The sequence below is a fragment of the Yinghuangia sp. YIM S09857 genome, assembly GCF_051388915.1.
Classification (GTDB): domain Bacteria; phylum Actinomycetota; class Actinomycetes; order Streptomycetales; family Streptomycetaceae; genus Yinghuangia.
The window spans coordinates 1-16,064 of the sequence record NZ_JBPKBH010000012.1 but is presented as its reverse complement, the minus strand read 5'-3'; the positions used below and the strand labels follow the sequence as shown (position 1 = coordinate 16,064).

The window sequence follows — 16,064 nt, the reverse complement described above, 5'->3', positions numbered from 1 at the left end:
CCCCCCCCCCCCGCTCCTCCTCCTGCACCCGGGTGGTCTCCGCCTGCTCGCGCGCCCGGACCGTCTCGACCTCGCGCTGCTGCCGGGTCTCCGCATCCGCCTGGCGGCGCTCCAGCTCCAGGATGGCTTCGCGGGCCTCGACGTTCTGCCGGGTGATCTCCTTCTCCTCGGTACGCCGGAACTGGTTCGTGCGCACGTGCTCGGCCGCGGTCAGCTCGGTGATCTTGCGGATGCCCTGGGCGTCCAGGATGTTCGCGGCGTCGAGCTGGGCGAGCGGGGTCTGCTCCAGGTAGTCGATCGCGGCGTCCTCAAGGCTGTAGCCGTTGAGGTCGGTGCCGATCACCTGGATGATCCGGTCGCGGAACTCCTCGCGCTGCGTGTAGAGGTCGGTGAAGTCCAGTTGCTTGCCGACGGTCTTGAGCGCCTCGGAGAACTTCGCGCTGAACAACGCCTGCAACGTGGCCTGGTCGCTGGCCCGCACGGTGCCGATGGCCTGCGCGACCTTCTTGACGTCCTCGACGGTCTTGTTGACCCGGACGAAGAAGGAGATGCGGATGTCGGCCCGGATGTTGTCGCGGCAGATCAGGCCGTCCCGGCCGGTGCGCGCGATGTCGATGGTCTTGACCGAGATGTCCATCGTCTCGGCCTTGTGCAGGATGGGCAGCACGACCTGTCCGGTGAACGTCACGTCCACCTTGCGGACCTTCGAGACGATGAGCGCCTTGCCCTGCTCCACCTTGCGGAACAGGCGGCTCACGACCAGCAGCAGGGTGATGCCGACGAGCAGGACGACGGCGACGAGCACGCCGAACGTCAGTGCGATGGGGTTCATGGCAATCCTCGTGATCGGCGCGGCTCGCGTGCGTGCGGCGGCGCTCGGACGGGCGCGCGGCGGCGCCCGGGTGCTTCGGTCCCGGACGTGCCGGGAAGACACGACCTAGGGGAGAGGGGCTTCCGGGTCCGGCAGTGCCGCGTCGAAGGGCGCGACCCAGAAGAACTCCCCGGTGTCGTCGTACGCGTACAGCAGTCCGGTTCCGCCGGCCACCAGGTGGTCGGCGCCGAACTGGCGTACCTGGACGATCGCGGTGCCGCCGTCCCGCCCGGTCACCTCGGCCTGGCCGAAGGCCGCGTCGACCCGCCCCGTGCGGATCGTGCAGGTGCGGCCGACGAGGTCGAACAGGGACGGCCCGGGTTCGTCGGGGAAGAGGTGCCGCAGGGGCCGCACCAGGATCCGCATCGCCACCCAGGCCCCGGCGACCGCCGCGGCGAGAACGCCGGTGGCAGCCAACGCGTAGCCGGTATCGGGGAGTTCGGCCCGGTGCAGCAGGATGCCGCCGACCAGGCTCAGGGCCCAGGCGAGCGCGACGACCAGCGACACGGCCACCGTGACGGGCACCCCGCCGAGGCCGAACGCGTCACTCCCGGCATCCGCCTCGAACGCGTCGTGGTCCAGCGCTCCCGCCAGCACGCACAGCCAGAACGCCAGCACGACGACCAGCGCGAACGTGAACACCATTGCGGGAAACGCGAACAACGCCCCGACGAACTCCGCCACCGGCCCCCCTCTCGACGTCCGTGCCCCAACGCTCGGTGGGAGGCCCCGCCGCCCAGTGGGGACTGCTGATGGATGTCGGCGACGGGGCCTGCTCTGTTGCCCCCCACGCCGATCCTGCGCTGCCGTGCCGCCCACCGCATTGCCGGATCCCGGCAATCTCGACGCCTCTTTTGTGCACCCCGCCGCCGAGCGAACGCGCGTGAGCACACGGACGTGCAGGATCGCGCGAGCCGAACGAGGAGGAGCAGACACGAGCCCATGGTCGCCCCGCCCAACTCGCACGCGGGGCGGGGGTTGTGGGCGAGCGGGCGGAGGAAGGCGCGGCGGCGGTCAGGGCGCCGGCGGTCGGTGGCGCGAGGGTGACAGGGGTGTCCGACGCGGCGTCCACAGATGCGGCCGGGACGCGCGCCCACGCGCACGGGTGCGGTCGCGGCGCGCGAGGGCGGCCGCGGCGGACAACGAGGCGGCCAGTGCGCGCTGCATTCGGCCTTTGACGGGAGGAGGACGTCGCGGGCCGTTCTCCGCTCGCCCGCCCCGGTAATCCGCCGCCGGAACGGTTCGCGTGGCGGATTCAGCGGCAGCCACTCGTCCGGACGCCCGAACGTTCCGCGTCGTGCGCGTTGAGGCGCCGCAGTGCCGCGCTGACCAGGCAGGACGCCGCACAGCGCGCCGCCGGGTGCGCGGCGACGCGGCGCAGGACGTCCGCCGCGGGGGACTGTCGCATCTTCATCTCCAGGAGAAGTAGGGCACACGTACCTGTCCGGGAATGTACCCTAGGGGGGTATCCTATGCAAAACATCGGAGCGGCGACGCGGCAGGGGTTGACGAGATACCCCCTAGGGGTATGTAGTGGAGGCGTACCGATCGAACGGGCCGCCGCGAACGCGGTCCCGGAACCAGGAGGCTCCGCCATGAGCACGCCCGCAGCGACCAGCGCGACCACGACCACGTACACCGTCATGGGCATGACCTGCGGCCACTGCGTCTCGTCCGTCACCGCCGAGGTCCGCAAGGTGGCCGGGGTGACCGGGGTCCAGGTCGACCTGGCAAGCGGACGCGTCACCGTCGCCTCGGACGGCGCCCTCGACGACGCCGCGGTTGCCGCCGCGGTCACCGAGGCCGGGTACGAGGTCGCCGCACCCGCCGAGGCGCCCGCCCAGGGCGCGAGCTGCTGCGGCAGCTGCAACTGAGGCGAACGCGGGGGCGTCGGTCACCCGCCGGCGCCCCCGCACCGGAACCCGGGTTCCACAGCACGAAACACCAGCGAACTCCCTTGTCCGGCAGAGGAATTCGCCGCGCACGTCGCGCCTGGGCCACCGTCCGGCGCACCACCGACCACAACACACCACGCGAGAAGGAGCGGACGATGAACACCGTCACCCGGGTCGGCGCTTTCGGAGTCGGCATCACCTTGGCGTTCGGCGCCGCCTTCGGCGTGGGCAACGCCATCGGCCCGGTCGGCTCCGACCCCAAGCCCGCGCACGGCGGCCACGGTGCCGACAAGGCCCCGCAGTCCCCACCACCGGGCAACGCACCCAGCGCCCCCGCCTCCGCCGCCCCCGCCGCGGCCGAGGAACCCGGCGGACTCCGCGTCTCCGAGCGCGGCTACACGCTCGTCCCCTCCGGCGACCCGCTCGCGGTAGGCGTCCCGGCCGACTTCCGCTTCCGGATCCTCGGCCCCGACGGCAAGCCCTGGACGCGCTACCAGCCCGCCCACGAGAAGGACCTGCACCTGATCGTCGCGCGCCGCGACCTGTCCGGGTTCCAGCACGTGCACCCCGTGCTCGGCGCCGACGGCACCTGGAGCGTGCCGCTGACCTTCGCCGCCGCCGGCGACTACCGCGTCTTCGCCGACTTCACCCCGGCCGGCGACCCCGCGGGCGGCCTCACCCTCGGCGCCGACGTCTCGGTCTCGGGCGACTACCGTGCCACCCCGCTGCCCGCGCCCGCGCGTACCGCCGAGGTCGACGGCTACACGGTGACCCTCGAAGGCGACCTCACCACGTCCGAAGGCGTGCTCACCCTCAACGTGTCCAAGGACGGCCGCCCGGTGACCGACCTCCAGCCGTACCTCGGCGCGTACGGCCACCTCGTCGTGCTGCGCCAGGGCGACCTCGCGTACCTCCACGTCCACCCGGAGGGCGAGCCCGGCGACGGCAAGACCCCGGCCGGTCCCGGCGTCGGCTTTCACGCGCAGGCGCCCAGCCCGGGCAACTACCGCCTCTACCTCGACTTCCAGCACGAAGGAGTCGTCCGCACCGCCGAGTTCACGGTGCGCGTCGGCACCCCGGACCCGACCTCGCCGACCGCCGTGCCGACCACCCCGGTCGCGCCCCCGGCGACCGGTGAGCCGTCCGACGGCCACGACCACTGAGCCCCTGGAGGCAACGTCCGCAGCCCCCGGCAAGCACACCGCCAAGCACACCCGCCGAGCCTCGGAATCCGCACCCGCCGACCCACGGGCCCCCGCCGCCGGGGGCCCGTTTTAATCCGTCGTGGTCCGTCCCCCTTTGCGGCAGCATGGGTCCACCGCATGCTGACCACTCCGAGGGGGACGAGTGTCCGCGCCCGGATCCGGGGAAGACAGCCCCAGTCCACCGAAGCGCAAATCGGCCGTGTTTCTGGCGCTCCGCTTCTACGGCCGCGAACTGTCGCGCAACCGCCGCGTCGCCGTACCCGCGCTCCTGCTGCCCGCCCTGGGCAACATCCTGCTGCACTACGTCGCGCCGCTGCTGGTCGGCGCCCTCGTCGGCCACCTGGCCGGCGGCGGCACCTCGGTGCTCCCGTACGTGCTCGCCTTCGCCGGGGTCGGCCTGCTCGCCGAAATCCTGTGGCGCATCGGCATCCACTGCCTCAACCGCACCGACGCCCGGGGCATGGAGAGCCTGTACGTCCGCGGCATGAACGAACTCCTGGCCAAGGACGCCGCGTTCTTCCACGACAACTTCGCCGGCTCGCTGACCAAGCGCGTCCTCAGCTTCGCCGCACGCTACGAGGAGTTCGTCGACACCCTCGCCTTCTCGGTGGTCGCCAACCTCGTCCCGCTCGTCTTCGCCTCGGTCGTGCTGTGGTTCTACAGCCCGGTGCTGGTCGCCGTCCTGATCGGCATGCTGCTGGTCACCGGCACCGTCATCGCGCCGCTGATCCGCCGCCGCCAGGTTCTGGTGGACGAGCGCGAGGCGGCGATCGCCCGGGTCTCCGGGCACGTCGCCGACAGTCTGACCAACATGGACACCGTGCGGGCCTTCGCCGCCGAGGAGCAGGAGGCCGCCGAGCACAGGTCGCGGGTCGCCGAGAGCCGACGGCTGTCCCTGCGCTCCTGGGACTACGGCAACCTGCGCATCGACATGCTGGTGGCCCCGTTGTCGGTGCTGGCCAACGCGCTGGGGCTGCTGCTCGCCGTCACGCTCGACGGCGGCCTCGGCGTCGAGGCGACGGTCGTCGCCTTCGCCTACTACGGCAGCGCGACGCGCATCATGTTCGAGTTCAACCAGATCTACCGGCGGTTGGAGAGCGCCCTGACCGAGGCCGCTCAGTTCACCGAACTCCTCCTGGACCCGCCCACGGTCGTCGACCCGCCGGCGCCCGAGCAACTGCGCCCCGCCGCGGCCGACGTGCGGTTCGCCGACGTGACCTTCGCGTATGGCGGCGGCGCGCCGCTCTTCGCCGGGCTCGACCTCGACGTGCCCAGCGGTTCGAAGCTCGGACTGGTCGGTCGCTCCGGCGGCGGCAAGAGCTCGCTGACCCGGCTGCTGCTGCGCTTCATGGACGTCGACGGCGGGCGCATCCTCATCGGCGGCCAGGACATCGCCAAGCTGCGGCAGGCCGACGTGCGCAGCCAGATCGCGTACGTGCCGCAGGACCCCGCGATGTTCCACCGCTCGCTGCGCGACAACATCGCCTTCGCGCGCCCGGGCGCCGACGACGCGGAGATCATGCGCGCGGCCCGCGCCGCGCACGTCACCGAGTTCGCCGAGGCGCTGCCGGACGGCTTCGACACGGTGGTCGGCGAACGCGGCATCAAGCTCTCCGGCGGGCAGCGCCAGCGCGTCGCCCTGGCCCGGGCGATCCTGCGGGACGCGCCCATCCTGCTGCTGGACGAGGCCACCAGCGCGCTGGACTCGGAGAGCGAACTCCTCGTGCAGCAGGCGCTGTGGGAGCTGATGGAGGGCCGCACCGCGCTCGTCGTGGCACACCGGCTCAGCACGGTCGCGCAGATGGACCAGCTCGTCGTGCTCGACCGGGGCGCCGTCGTCGAACGGGGCACGCACGCCGAGTTGCTGGCCCGCCAGGGGACGTACGCGAAACTCTGGCGGCATCAGTCCGGCGGGTTCCTCGACGGCGACGTCGCGCCCGGTTCGAGCGGCGACGTCGCGCCCGGTTCGACCGGCGCAGCGGCACCGATCGGCGGCACCGGCAGAGGCTTGCCGTAGTGGCATCCTCAGGCCGGCTGACGTGGTTCCGGCGGTCGCGTCGTCGGGTCGGCGTAGCCCCGGGGGTTGCGCTGCTGGAAGGTCCAGGCATCGCGGCACATGTCCGCGATGCCGCGGGTGGCGTGCCGGCCCCAGGCGTTCCGGACCGCGTGCGCGTCGGCGACCAGCGTCGCGACGTCCCCGGGCCGGCGGCCCTCGATGCGATACGGGATCTCCCGGCCGCTGGCGTCGCCGAACGCGGCGATCAGGTCCAGGACCGACGTGCCGCGCCCGGTGCCGATGTTGTAGACGGTCGCGCCGGGTCGGTCGGCGACGTGGCGCAGCGCCAGCCGGTGCGCCTCCGCGACGTCCAGGACGTGGGTGTAGTCGCGCACGCCGGTGCCGTCGGGAGTGGCGTAGTCGTCGCCGAACACCGGCACGTGGTCACGGCGGCGTACCGCGACCTGTGCGATGTACGGCAGCAGGTTCCCGGGTTCGCCGCGCGGGTCCTCGCCGAGCAGCCCGCCGGGGTGCGCGCCGATCGGGTTGAAGCAGCGCAGCGACAGCGCGGAGAAGCCGGGGCGGCGCCGGGCGACGTCGGCGATGACGGTCTCGCACAGGTGCTTGGACTGCGCGTACGGGTTGGTCGGCCGCGCCGGGGCGCGCTCGTCGACGGGCTGCCGCGCCGCGTCCCCGTAGACCGAGCAGGATGAGGAGAACACCAGCCTCCGCACATCGTGCTCGCCCATGACGCGCAGCAGCGCGGTCGTCGCCCCGATGTTGGTGTCGTAGTACTCCGCGGGCATCCGCACGGACTCGCCGACCGCCTTGCGGGCGGCGAAGTGCACCACGGCGTCGACCGGGTGCGCGTCGAACACCGCGGACAGCGCCGGGCGGTCTAGCAGGTCGACCGCGTACGCGCCGCGCAGCTTGCGGCGGGCGACCGCCTCGATGCGCTCCAGTGCGCGCGGCGAGCTGTTCGAGTGGTCGTCGACGACTACGACGTCCCAGTCGTGCGCCAGCAGTTCGACGCAGGTGTGGCTGCCGATGAACCCGGCGCCCCCGGTGACCAGGACGAGCGGATTGCCGTGCATCGGACTGCTCCTTTCCGGATCACCGGTGGAGGGCCGCGGCCATGTGGGCAGGGCAGACCGGGCAGGGCGCGGCGAGTGACACGACGGCCGCCGTCACGCGGACGGCGTTCCCGAAGGACGGTCGCGTGATCCGGGCGGCGAGGGCCGCTTCGTCGTGCGCCATTCCGACCGGCTCCGTACCCCCCAGAGGGGGATTTCTGGGCTTTCCGTAAATATGTGTATTAAGGTTATTTCGTATATTTACGGTGTATATATACAGTGATACACCCCGGCATCAGGCTCCGCAAGTGATCGGTTGGAGGGTGCCATGACCGACGAGACAGAGCCCGCGCGCGGCAGGCTGAGCCGCGCGCGCGTCCTGGAGGCGGCGCTCGAACTGGTCGACGCGGAAGGGCTGGACGCGNTGCAGTCCACCACCCCCCCAACCACCCCCTCCCCCCCCCCCCCCCCCCCCCCCCCCCGCGTCCTGGAGGCGGCGCTCGAACTGGTCGACGCGGAAGGGCTGGACGCGCTGAGCATGCGCCGCCTCGCGGGCGACCTCGGCGTGGAGGCGATGGCGCTCTACCACTATGCGCACAGCAAGGACGGCGTGCTGGACGGCCTGGTCGAGGTCATCTTCGCGGAGGCCAACCGCCGCCTGGACGAGGGCCGCCCCGCCCGCAAGGTCCGCACCGAACTGCACCGCATCGGCCGCACGCTGCTGGACGTGGCCTCCTCGCACCCGCACGTCCTGCCCCTGGTCACCACGCGCCTGCTGTCGGTCCCGCTGGCCCGCCGCCCGGCCGCGGTGCTGCGGCTCCCGGAGCGGGTGATGGGCCTGTTCATGGACGCGGGCGTCGACCGGCGGTCGGCGGTCGGCGCGTACCGGGCCTTCAGCGGGTGGGTCCTCGGATACGCCGTCGTCGACCTGCGCGCCGTCGTCGACGCACCCGACGACCCCGAACCGGCGATCCGCCTGGGCCTGCACCGCCTGCGCACCGACTTCCCGCACCTGCGCGAACTCGCTCCGCTGATGGCCGACGGGGGAGGGGGGAACGAGTTCATCCGCGGGCTCGACGCACTGATGGACGCGTGGAAGGTGCCGTGAGTTCCGCCGCGCCACCGCCACCGCCACCGCCGCGCCACCGCCACCGCCGCCACCGCCGCCACCGCCGCGCCGCCGCCACCGCCGCCACCGCCGCCACCGCCGCGCCACCGCCGCCACCGCCGCTCTGCCGCTCCGCCACCGCCGCCACCGCCGCTCTGCCGCTCCGCCGCTCTGCCGCTCTGCCGCGTCGCCGCTCTGCCGCGTCGCCGCTCTGCCGCGTCGCCGCGTCGGCCCGTCGAGGCGCCCGCCGCCGCGTCAGCCCGCCGTCGCGCGCCCATACCGCGCGTCACCCGCTTCACCTCCCCAACCGCGGCCCCGGTCCCGAAGGGATCCGCGCGTCACCCGCTTCACCTCCCCAACCGTGGCCCCGGTCCCGAAGGGATTCGCGCGTCACCCGCTTCACCTCCCCAACCGCGGCCCCGGTCCCGGAGGGATCCGCGCGTCCGCCACCGCACCCCCCCCGCATGCCTCCCCGCACGTGCTCTGCGGACGACAGCGCACCGCGCGAGGCGCAGACTCGGATGAGGGGTATTGCTCCGCCACGCCCGAGCCACGCGGTTTGTGAGGTCCGATCTCGTGTACGACGTGCCGTTCTGGCTGTGGCTTGTCTTCGCCGTCGTGGTCGTGGTGTCGCTCGCGGTCGACCTGTTCGCGCACCGCAGGGAACACGTCATCGGATTCCGCGAGGCCGCGGCGTGGAGCGCGGTGTGGATCGGGCTGGCGATCGCCTTCGGCGGGCTGGTCTACGCGGTGGTCGGGGTCGACGCCGGGACCGAGTACACGACCGCCTGGCTGCTGGAGAAGAGTCTGTCGGTCGACAACCTCTTCGTGTTCACGCTGATCTTCGCGTACTTCCGCGTGCCCCGGGAGGACCAGCACCGGGTGCTGTTCTTCGGGGTCATCGGGGCGCTCGTGTTCCGTGGCGTCTTCCTGGCGCTCGGCGTCGCGATCGTCAGCCGGTTCGCCTGGGTGCTGTTCCTGTTCGCCGCGGTGCTCGCCTGGAGCACGTACAAGATCGCGCGCGGGCAGGAGGAGTCCTTCGACCCGGGCAAGAGCATCGCGGTCAAGGCGCTGCGCAAGGTCGTGCCGGTGCGCGACGAGTACGCGGGGCACCACTTCTTCGTCCGCGAGGGCGGTCGGCTCGTGGCCACGCCGCTGCTCGCGGTGGTCGCCGCGATCGAGGCGGCCGACCTGGTCTTCGCGGTGGACAGCGTGCCCGCCGTGCTCGCGGTCAGCAGCGACACCTTCGTCGTCTACACCAGCAACGCGTTCGCGATCCTGGGCCTGCGGGCGCTGTACTTCCTGCTCGCGGAGATGCTCGACCGGTTCGCCTACCTGGACCGGGGGATCGCGTTCATCCTCGGCTTCATCGCGTTCAAGCTGGTCCTCCAGGCCTCGCACGAGACGATCAGCAAGGACGTGCCGGAGATCCCGTCGCTGGTGAGCCTGGCGGTGATCGTGGTCGTCCTGGCGGTGTCGGTCACGCTCAGCATCGTGCGCCCGCCCGCGTCGTCGGAGTCCGAAGAGGACGGCCACGGTTGACAGTTGCCGATGCGTGCTGCGAAAAGTCCATATTCTTCACAAATAGTCGTAAAATCGTGGCATGAACGAGCAGGAGCGGATGAGGACACCGGACGCCGCGTACGTCTGCCCGACCTGCGGCAAACCGGTCGCGACGGTTCCGGAGCGTCACAAGACGATGGGGGTGTCGTTCCCCGTCTGGGTGGCCGGACCATGCCACAACCCCGAGTGCCCCGAGTTCGTCCCCGAGTGGATGCACACGGACCCGCGGCGCCACGCCGGCCACCACTGACCGTCGGCCGGGCGGCCGGTCATAAGGTGTTCGCGGGACATCGAACTGACAAGCACGTCGGTGCACTTGGCGGCCCCGGAGAGGTGATTGATGGCACGACCAGCCGGACCGGGGAGGGAGGCGCTCCTGCGCGCCGGACTCGAAGTCGCCGAGGTGCGGGGGCTGTCCAGGATGTCGGTGAACGCCGTGGTGGAGGCGGCGGGCATGGCCAAGGGCAGCTTCTACCAGCACTTCCGGGATCGCCTCAGTTACCTGGTGGCGCTGCACGGCAAATACCACGACGCCTTGGAGGCGCGTGTTCTCGCCGAGATCGACGGCCTGCCCCCGGGCCGCGAGCGCATATCGGCCGGGCTGCACGGATACCTGGACGCGAGCCTGGAGACCACGGGGACCCGGGCCCTGCTCGTCCAGGCGCGTACGGAACCGGACTTGTACGACGAGACACGCGTCCGCAACGCCCGCACACGGGACTTGGTCGTCCCCGAACTCGTCGCCCTGGGCTGGGAGGACCCGGTGCCCATCGCCCATATGGTCGTGGCCATGGGCTTCGACATCACGATGGAGGAGCTGGTCTGCGGCCGCCGCGACGATCTGCGCGAGGGACTGCTGAGGCTGGTCCTGCGCTGAGGGACGGAGCCGCCCGCGGGCGAGTCGCGGCGGCGCGCGCCCCTTGCCGCGCCGCCGCGTTGTCGCCACACACCGCGTCGTCCCCGGTGCCCCCGCGCAGGCCCAGCGGCCTCGCGCCCGGCCTCGCGCGGCCCCGTGCCCGGCTTCGCGCGGCCCCGTGCCCGGCTTCGCGCGGGCCCGTGCCCGGCTTCGCGTGGGCCGCGCGCCCTCGCGGCGTACGGCGGTGTCGCCCGCGTCGCCGCTCTGGTCGCGCCCGCCGCCCCCCGCACGGCGTCGGATTCCGGTCAGTCGCCCCGGCGCTTGAGCAGGAAGAAGATCAGAAGCCCGATGACCAGGACGCCGACCACGATGCCGATGATCAGGCCGGCGCCGAACTTGCTCTTCTTCTTCTTTTTCTTCTTCTTCGTGGCGGCCGGGGCGTGCGCCGCCGGGTTCTCCGCCTTGGCCGCGGCCCTCGGCGCCTGCGGTGCCTGTTCCGCCGGGGCGCCCTGCGCGGCCGCGGCGGGCTGCGCTGCCGCGGCGGCCCGGGCCTGTGCGGCTCCGGCTCCCGGTCCGCTCGGCGCGGCCCCCGCGACCGGACCGGCGAACAGGGTGAGGCCCACTGCCAGCCCCACCGCCGTACCTGCCAAACGACGCATCATCGCCCCTCTCCCGGACAGCGGCCGGCCGGACCCCGGTGGCCCGGCCGCCCTGTTCCGGCAAGCCGAGCCCCCTACCGTAGCGGCGGGATTACGCCCCCGCCGGGCTCCGTGCGGATGCGTATGTGCGCAGGCGTGCCGAGGCCGTCGAGGAGGAACGTTCGTGCACCGGCTGCCCGGCTCACGCCGCGGCGGTCCGCCGATCCGCGCCCACGACCCGCAGCACGCTCGCTCGTGCGCGCCGCCGCCTCGCCGCCCGCTCACCATGCCCGACCGAGGAGGCGGCGTCAGGCGGCCAGGCCGAGTGACCGCCTGCGGCGCGTCCACAGGATGACCGGCGCCTGGCTCGTCGGGTCGTCGGCGCTGAACCCGTGGTCCTCCAGCAGCGACGCCACGTCGTGCGCGTTGCGCCGCCGCAGGTGCGCGGGGTAGCCCATCATGCCGGGGTCGTACCGGTTCAGCAGGTTGTCCGTGACCACGATCCGCACGGTGCGCAGGAGTTCCCAGATGTGGTGCTCCTCGTCGGACAGCAGGTTGAGTGCGTGGATCGCCCATATCGCGTCCGGAACGGGGGCCGAGCGGACCGGCTGGAGCCTGGGGCGCATCAGCGTCGGTCTGCGGCGCAGCCGCCAGAGCATGAAGCTGAGGGACGCCGAGTCGACCTCGTCCCCGGTGACCGAGAAACCGGCTTTGGCCAGCGGTATCGCGTCGTTGCCGAGCCCGCAGCCGTAGTCCACCACCGTGCGCACGCCCGCGGCCCAGAGCAGTGGTATACCCGCCTCGACGTAGTCGGGACGGCTGCCGCTCGCCCCCCAGACCGCCAGTCCGTACATGCGCGCCATGCTGCGGCGAAACGTCTCGACCCCGTCCAACCCGCTGCCGCGCTGCTCGTTCTCCACCCATGCCGGGTCGAAATACGGGATGTACGCCGGGCCGAGGAACAGCTTCAGCTCCTCGACGAGCGTGTGCCGGGCGGAGGAGTCCCACCGGTGCTTGTTCCAGTCCTCGCGGCAGACGACGCAGTCGGCCATGTGCGTGCCGACCTCGCGGCGTCGGTCCAACGACAGTGTGTCCAAACGGTATGCGGCCAGGCGCGACCGCACTTCCTCACACGACAAAGGCATTTCGACGTCCTCCTGAGCCGACTGCCGCACGGCTGAAGGGCATCAGCCGCGTCATTGAACCATTCGCAGGCGCATGGCCGCTTGCCGAAGAACGCGGATCTTGCGGCGGCCGACCGGCGCCCGACGGTCCGGGCGGAGGTGGTCGCTCCCGCCGGGCGACGCCACCCGGCCTTGGGAAAGTACCGTGAATCACCGTATAAAGGGACACCGCCCTTGCCCGTTAATCATAGCCATGATAGCTATGAAAGCTCTGGGGTCGGCTGCGGCACCCGGGCCCGGCACCGGTGGCCGGAGTCCGGGGGCGGAGCCCTCGACAGGGCTGCCCGCCCGGAGTCCCGACCGGGAGTCCGAGGCCGGGCCCGCCGACCCGTGGCGTCGATCGGAATGAGAAGCACCCATGAGCGAGCAGAACCGTGTCGTGTACGCGACGGCCGTCTACGACCAGGCCGAAGTCGACGCCGTCGTCGCCGTCCTGACGGAAGGTCAGAACGGCCTGCGGATCGGCCCGCGCGTCGCCGAGATGGAGCGCCGGATAGCCGACCTCGCCGGCAAGCGGCACGGCGTCATGGTCAGTTCGGGATCCGCCGCGCTGTTCCTCGCCGTCGAACTGCTCGACCTGCCCGCCGGGTCCGAGGTCATCACGTCCCCGTTGACCTTCTCCACCGACCTGTCCTCGCTGCTGCGGGCCGGCCTGGTCCCGGTGTTCGTGGACGTCGAGCCTGACACGTTCCAGATCGACGTCACCCGGATCGAGGAGATGATCGGCGAGAAGACCCGCGCGATCCTCGTCCCCAACCTGGCCGGCAACGCCCCCGACTGGGACGCCATCCGCGCGATCGCCGACCGGCACGGCCTCAAGGTCATCGAGGACTCCTGCGACGCGGTCGGCGCCACCCTGCACGGCACCCCCACCGGCGCGCGCTCCGACATCTCGGTGACCAGCTTCTCGCTCTCGCACATCATCACCGCGGCGGGCAGCGGCGGCATGGTCATGCTGGACGACGACGACCTGCGCGACCGCTGCCTGACGCTGCGCGGCTGGGGCCGCCGCTCCGAGACCCAGCTGTTCGGCTCGAAGGCCGGGTCGCGCGACTTCTGGACCGACCTGGACGGCATCCACTACGACAACATGTTCATCTTCGACGAGGCGGGCTGGAACTTCCTCCCGAACGAACTGTGCGCCGCCTTCGGCGTCGAGCAGGTCAAGAAGCTCGACCGCAACTACGCCCGCAGGCAGCACAACTTCGACCGCTTCACCGAGGTGCTGCGCCGCCACCCCGATTACTTCACCCCGCCGCGCCAGCTCGACGGCCTCAACACCGCGTGGCTGTCGTACTGCTTCCTGATCAAGCCGGACGCCGGGTTCGGGCGCAGCGACCTCCAGCAGTTCCTGGAGGCCCGCGGCGTCGACACGCGCGTGGTGTGGACCGGCAACGCCGCCCGCCAGCCGTTCATGAAGAACGCCGGGTTCCGGCAGCCCGCCGCCGGACTGCCGGGCGCCGACCACGTCATGGAGTACGGCATGCTCATCTCCTGCAACCACGGCCTCAGCGACGAGATGATCGACCACGTGGCCGCGCAGATCGACGCCTTCGTCGCGGAGCGCACGGGCGGGCGGACGTCGTGACCGAGCCGACGACCGCCTCCGCCGACGTGGTGATCGTCGGCGCGGGCTCGGCCGGGTGCGTACTGGCCGCGCGGCTGTCCGAGGACCCGGCCCGCACGGTGCTCCTCGTCGAGGCGGGACCCGACCACCGCGCCGCCGACCTGCCCGACGAACTGCGTACGCTGTCCCGGCCGGTGGCCTGGCCGTACAACTGGGGCGACCGGGTGACCTCCACCGGCGGCCGCGAGCTCAACTACGCGCGCGGCCGGGGTGTCGGGGGCTCCTCGGCCACCAACGGCGCGGTGGCCATGCGGCCCGAGCCCGAGGACTTCGCCTCCTGGCCCGCGGAATTGGGCTGGAACCGGATACTCGGCTACCTGAACCGGATAGAGAACGACCTCGACTTCGGGACCGACCCGTACCACGGCGACGCCGGGCCGATCCCGATCGTGCGGCACCCGGAGGAGGACTGGACGCCGCTGCAACGCGGCTTCGTGACCGGATGCGTGGGCGCCGGGCTGGACTTCTGCGCCGACCACAGCCGCCCGGGGTCGAGCGGCGCAGGGCCGATTCCGATGAACCGGAGCGGCCGCGACCGCGTCTCCAACACCGTCGCCTACCTGGAGGCGGCACGGGGACGCCCGAACCTCACCGTGTGGGGGGACTGCCACATCGCCCGGCTGGTCGTGGAGCGCGGGCGCGTGACCGGCGTGGTCACGGCGGACGGCCGCACGGTCGCGGCGGGCCAGGTCGTGCTGGCGGCCGGCGTCGTGCAGAATCCGCTGCTGCTGTGGCGGTCCGGGATCGGCCCGGCGTCCGGCGTACGTGCGCTCGGGATCAACGCGGTCCACGAACTCCAGGCGGTCGGCGGTAATCTGACGGACCATCTGGTGATTTCGTACCGTGCTCCGGTGGATCCCTCGGCGACGCCCGAGGGTGCGCCGACGCTCCAGACCATCGCGCGCGCCACGGCACCCGGCAGCGACCGACGCCACGACCTCCAGCTCACGCCCGTCGCCCGCCGCAACGCGGACGGCAGCCGGGAGATCGAGGTCAGCGTCGCCCTGCAACTGCCCACGGGCGCGGGGAGCATCGTGCCGACCGGCGCTGCCGTGGACGATCCGGCGCGGATCGTCTGGCCGTTCGCGGCGGACCCGGACAACCGGGCGCGGCTGCGCGACGGTTGGCGGCTCGCCGCGCGCGTGGTCGCGGCGTCCGGCCTGACGCCGGGCGGGAACGGGGTCCGGGACGACGGCGACGAGGCCCTGGACCGGGTCATCGACGAGGCGCACTACGCCTTCTACCACGGCGTGGGCACGTGCCGGATCGGCGACGACCCCGAGACCTCGGTGGTGGACCCGGAGTTGCGGGTGCACGGGTTGGACGGGCTGAGCATCGTCGACGCGTCCGTGGTCCCGACGGTGCCGCGCGCCAACACGCACCTGCTCGTGACCGCGCTGGCGGAACTCGGCGCGGAACTGGTGGCCGCGCGCGGCTGAGGCCGATGACGCGGCCGGGGCCCGACAGGGCTGCGGACGCGTCTGGGGCCCGGCACGGCTGGGGCCGGACGCGAACCCGCCGCCGCGGCGTCGGCATGGCGCGGCGGCGGCGGGGGTCCGGCGGGTGGCCGCGAGACGGGCGGCCCTACGGCAGTGGTCGTGGGGCCGTAGGGCCGCACAGCGCGCATGTCCCGCTGTGCGGCCGAACGGCAGGTGTTCTCAAGCCGTGTGACGGCGTGTCAGCCCTGCGGCTGCCCGTCGAGGCCGAGGATCGCGTTGGCCGGGAGCACCGTGTGCTTCAGGTCCTCGTTGACCGGGCCGTTGAACGGCGGGTACTTCGGGCCGCCCGCGTTGCGGCGGTAGACCGAGGTGGAGTGCTCCGGGTTCTTGTCGAACTCGGGGATCACGTGCTCGCCGAACAGCTCGATCTGCTCGTGGTACTCCTCGTGCGTCAGGTTCGCGCTGAGGCCGAACACGAGCTGGTCGCAGCCGACTTCCTGGTACTGCGCGACCTGCTCGCAGACCTCTTCGGGTGTGCCGCACAGCAGGAACCCGCCGGCGATGAGTTGGTCGAGGAGTTCGTCGCCGCCGAGTGAGGACAGGTCGGTG

At 72.2% G+C, this 16,064-nt stretch carries 16 protein-coding genes and 1 pseudogene; 9 read left to right on the top strand and 8 right to left on the bottom strand.

Annotated elements, in window-relative coordinates; all coding sequences use genetic code 11:
- The 3 genes from ACRX5S_RS24395 to ACRX5S_RS24385 form a co-directional block, all read right to left on the bottom strand.
- A partial coding sequence (locus tag ACRX5S_RS24395; RefSeq protein WP_436775213.1) for a flotillin family protein occupies positions 1-832 on the bottom strand: 832 nt, incomplete at its 3' end.
- A gap of 105 nt (positions 833-937) precedes the next feature.
- Positions 938-1,555: a hypothetical protein gene (locus ACRX5S_RS24390; protein WP_436775212.1), complete on the bottom strand. Its 618-nt coding sequence runs from the start codon at positions 1,553-1,555 to the stop codon at positions 938-940.
- A gap of 571 nt (positions 1,556-2,126) precedes the next feature.
- Positions 2,127-2,279 carry a hypothetical protein gene (locus ACRX5S_RS24385; protein ID WP_436775211.1) on the bottom strand — a complete coding sequence of 51 codons (153 nt, stop codon included), beginning with the start codon at positions 2,277-2,279 and terminating at the stop codon, positions 2,127-2,129.
- 187 nt (positions 2,280-2,466) lie between these two features.
- Between ACRX5S_RS24385 and ACRX5S_RS24380 the strand changes: the two genes are divergently transcribed.
- From ACRX5S_RS24380 to ACRX5S_RS24370, 3 genes are all read left to right on the top strand, one after another.
- Complete coding sequence (locus ACRX5S_RS24380) at positions 2,467-2,745, top strand: heavy-metal-associated domain-containing protein (protein ID WP_436775210.1); 279 nt, start codon at positions 2,467-2,469, stop codon at positions 2,743-2,745.
- 176 nt (positions 2,746-2,921) lie between these two features.
- Positions 2,922-3,929 carry a hypothetical protein gene (locus tag ACRX5S_RS24375; protein WP_436775209.1) on the top strand — a complete coding sequence of 336 codons (1,008 nt, stop codon included), beginning with the start codon at positions 2,922-2,924 and terminating at the stop codon, positions 3,927-3,929.
- A gap of 241 nt (positions 3,930-4,170) precedes the next feature.
- Positions 4,171-5,988, top strand: coding sequence for an ABC transporter ATP-binding protein (locus tag ACRX5S_RS24370; protein WP_436775208.1), 1,818 nt, complete (start codon positions 4,171-4,173; stop codon positions 5,986-5,988).
- Positions 5,989-5,996: 8 nt separating this feature from the next.
- Here ACRX5S_RS24370 and galE read toward each other — a convergent pair whose 3' ends face one another.
- On the bottom strand, positions 5,997-7,061 hold the full coding sequence (gene galE / locus ACRX5S_RS24365) for a UDP-glucose 4-epimerase GalE (RefSeq protein WP_436775207.1): 1,065 nt from the start codon (positions 7,059-7,061) through the stop codon (positions 5,997-5,999).
- Positions 7,062-7,080: 19 nt separating this feature from the next.
- Positions 7,081-7,224 carry a hypothetical protein gene (locus tag ACRX5S_RS24360; RefSeq protein WP_436775206.1) on the bottom strand — a complete coding sequence of 48 codons (144 nt, stop codon included), beginning with the start codon at positions 7,222-7,224 and terminating at the stop codon, positions 7,081-7,083.
- Positions 7,225-7,368: 144 nt separating this feature from the next.
- Here ACRX5S_RS24360 and ACRX5S_RS24355 point away from each other — a divergent pair, with 144 nt between their 5' ends.
- The 4 genes from ACRX5S_RS24355 (at position 7,369) to ACRX5S_RS24340 (ending at position 10,588) form a co-directional block, all read left to right on the top strand.
- Positions 7,369-8,148, top strand: a complete 780-nt coding sequence (locus ACRX5S_RS24355; RefSeq protein WP_436775205.1) for a TetR/AcrR family transcriptional regulator — start codon at positions 7,369-7,371, stop codon at positions 8,146-8,148.
- A gap of 576 nt (positions 8,149-8,724) precedes the next feature.
- The gene (locus tag ACRX5S_RS24350; RefSeq protein WP_436775399.1) at positions 8,725-9,690 is read left to right on the top strand and encodes a TerC family protein; all 966 of its coding nucleotides are present in this window, start codon (positions 8,725-8,727) and stop codon (positions 9,688-9,690) included.
- A 61-nt stretch (positions 9,691-9,751) separates the two neighbouring features.
- A complete protein-coding gene (locus ACRX5S_RS24345) occupies positions 9,752-9,961 on the top strand; it encodes a hypothetical protein (protein WP_436775204.1) in 210 nt (69 codons plus the stop codon).
- A 90-nt stretch (positions 9,962-10,051) separates the two neighbouring features.
- A complete protein-coding gene (locus tag ACRX5S_RS24340) occupies positions 10,052-10,588 on the top strand; it encodes a TetR/AcrR family transcriptional regulator (protein WP_436775203.1) in 537 nt (178 codons plus the stop codon).
- 284 nt (positions 10,589-10,872) lie between these two features.
- On the opposite strand, the gene ACRX5S_RS24335 is transcribed toward ACRX5S_RS24340, so the two are convergent.
- Both ACRX5S_RS24335 and ACRX5S_RS24330 read right to left on the bottom strand, forming a co-directional pair.
- Positions 10,873-11,229 (bottom strand): hypothetical protein, encoded by a 357-nt coding sequence (locus tag ACRX5S_RS24335; protein ID WP_436775202.1) that lies wholly within the window; start codon positions 11,227-11,229, stop codon positions 10,873-10,875.
- 284 nt (positions 11,230-11,513) lie between these two features.
- Positions 11,514-12,350, bottom strand: a complete 837-nt coding sequence (locus ACRX5S_RS24330; RefSeq protein ID WP_436775201.1) for a zf-HC2 domain-containing protein — start codon at positions 12,348-12,350, stop codon at positions 11,514-11,516.
- A gap of 397 nt (positions 12,351-12,747) precedes the next feature.
- On the opposite strand from ACRX5S_RS24330, the gene ACRX5S_RS24325 reads away from it, so the two are divergent.
- Positions 12,748-13,977: a DegT/DnrJ/EryC1/StrS family aminotransferase gene (locus ACRX5S_RS24325; protein ID WP_436775200.1), complete on the top strand. Its 1,230-nt coding sequence runs from the start codon at positions 12,748-12,750 to the stop codon at positions 13,975-13,977.
- Positions 13,974-15,455, top strand: coding sequence for a GMC family oxidoreductase (locus ACRX5S_RS24320; RefSeq protein ID WP_436775199.1), 1,482 nt, complete (start codon positions 13,974-13,976; stop codon positions 15,453-15,455). Before ACRX5S_RS24325 ends, ACRX5S_RS24320 begins: the two co-directional genes overlap by 4 nt.
- Positions 15,456-15,694: 239 nt before the next feature.
- Here ACRX5S_RS24320 and ACRX5S_RS24315 read toward each other — a convergent pair.
- A pseudogene (locus ACRX5S_RS24315) lies at positions 15,695-16,064 on the bottom strand (hypothetical protein); the annotation flags it as partial.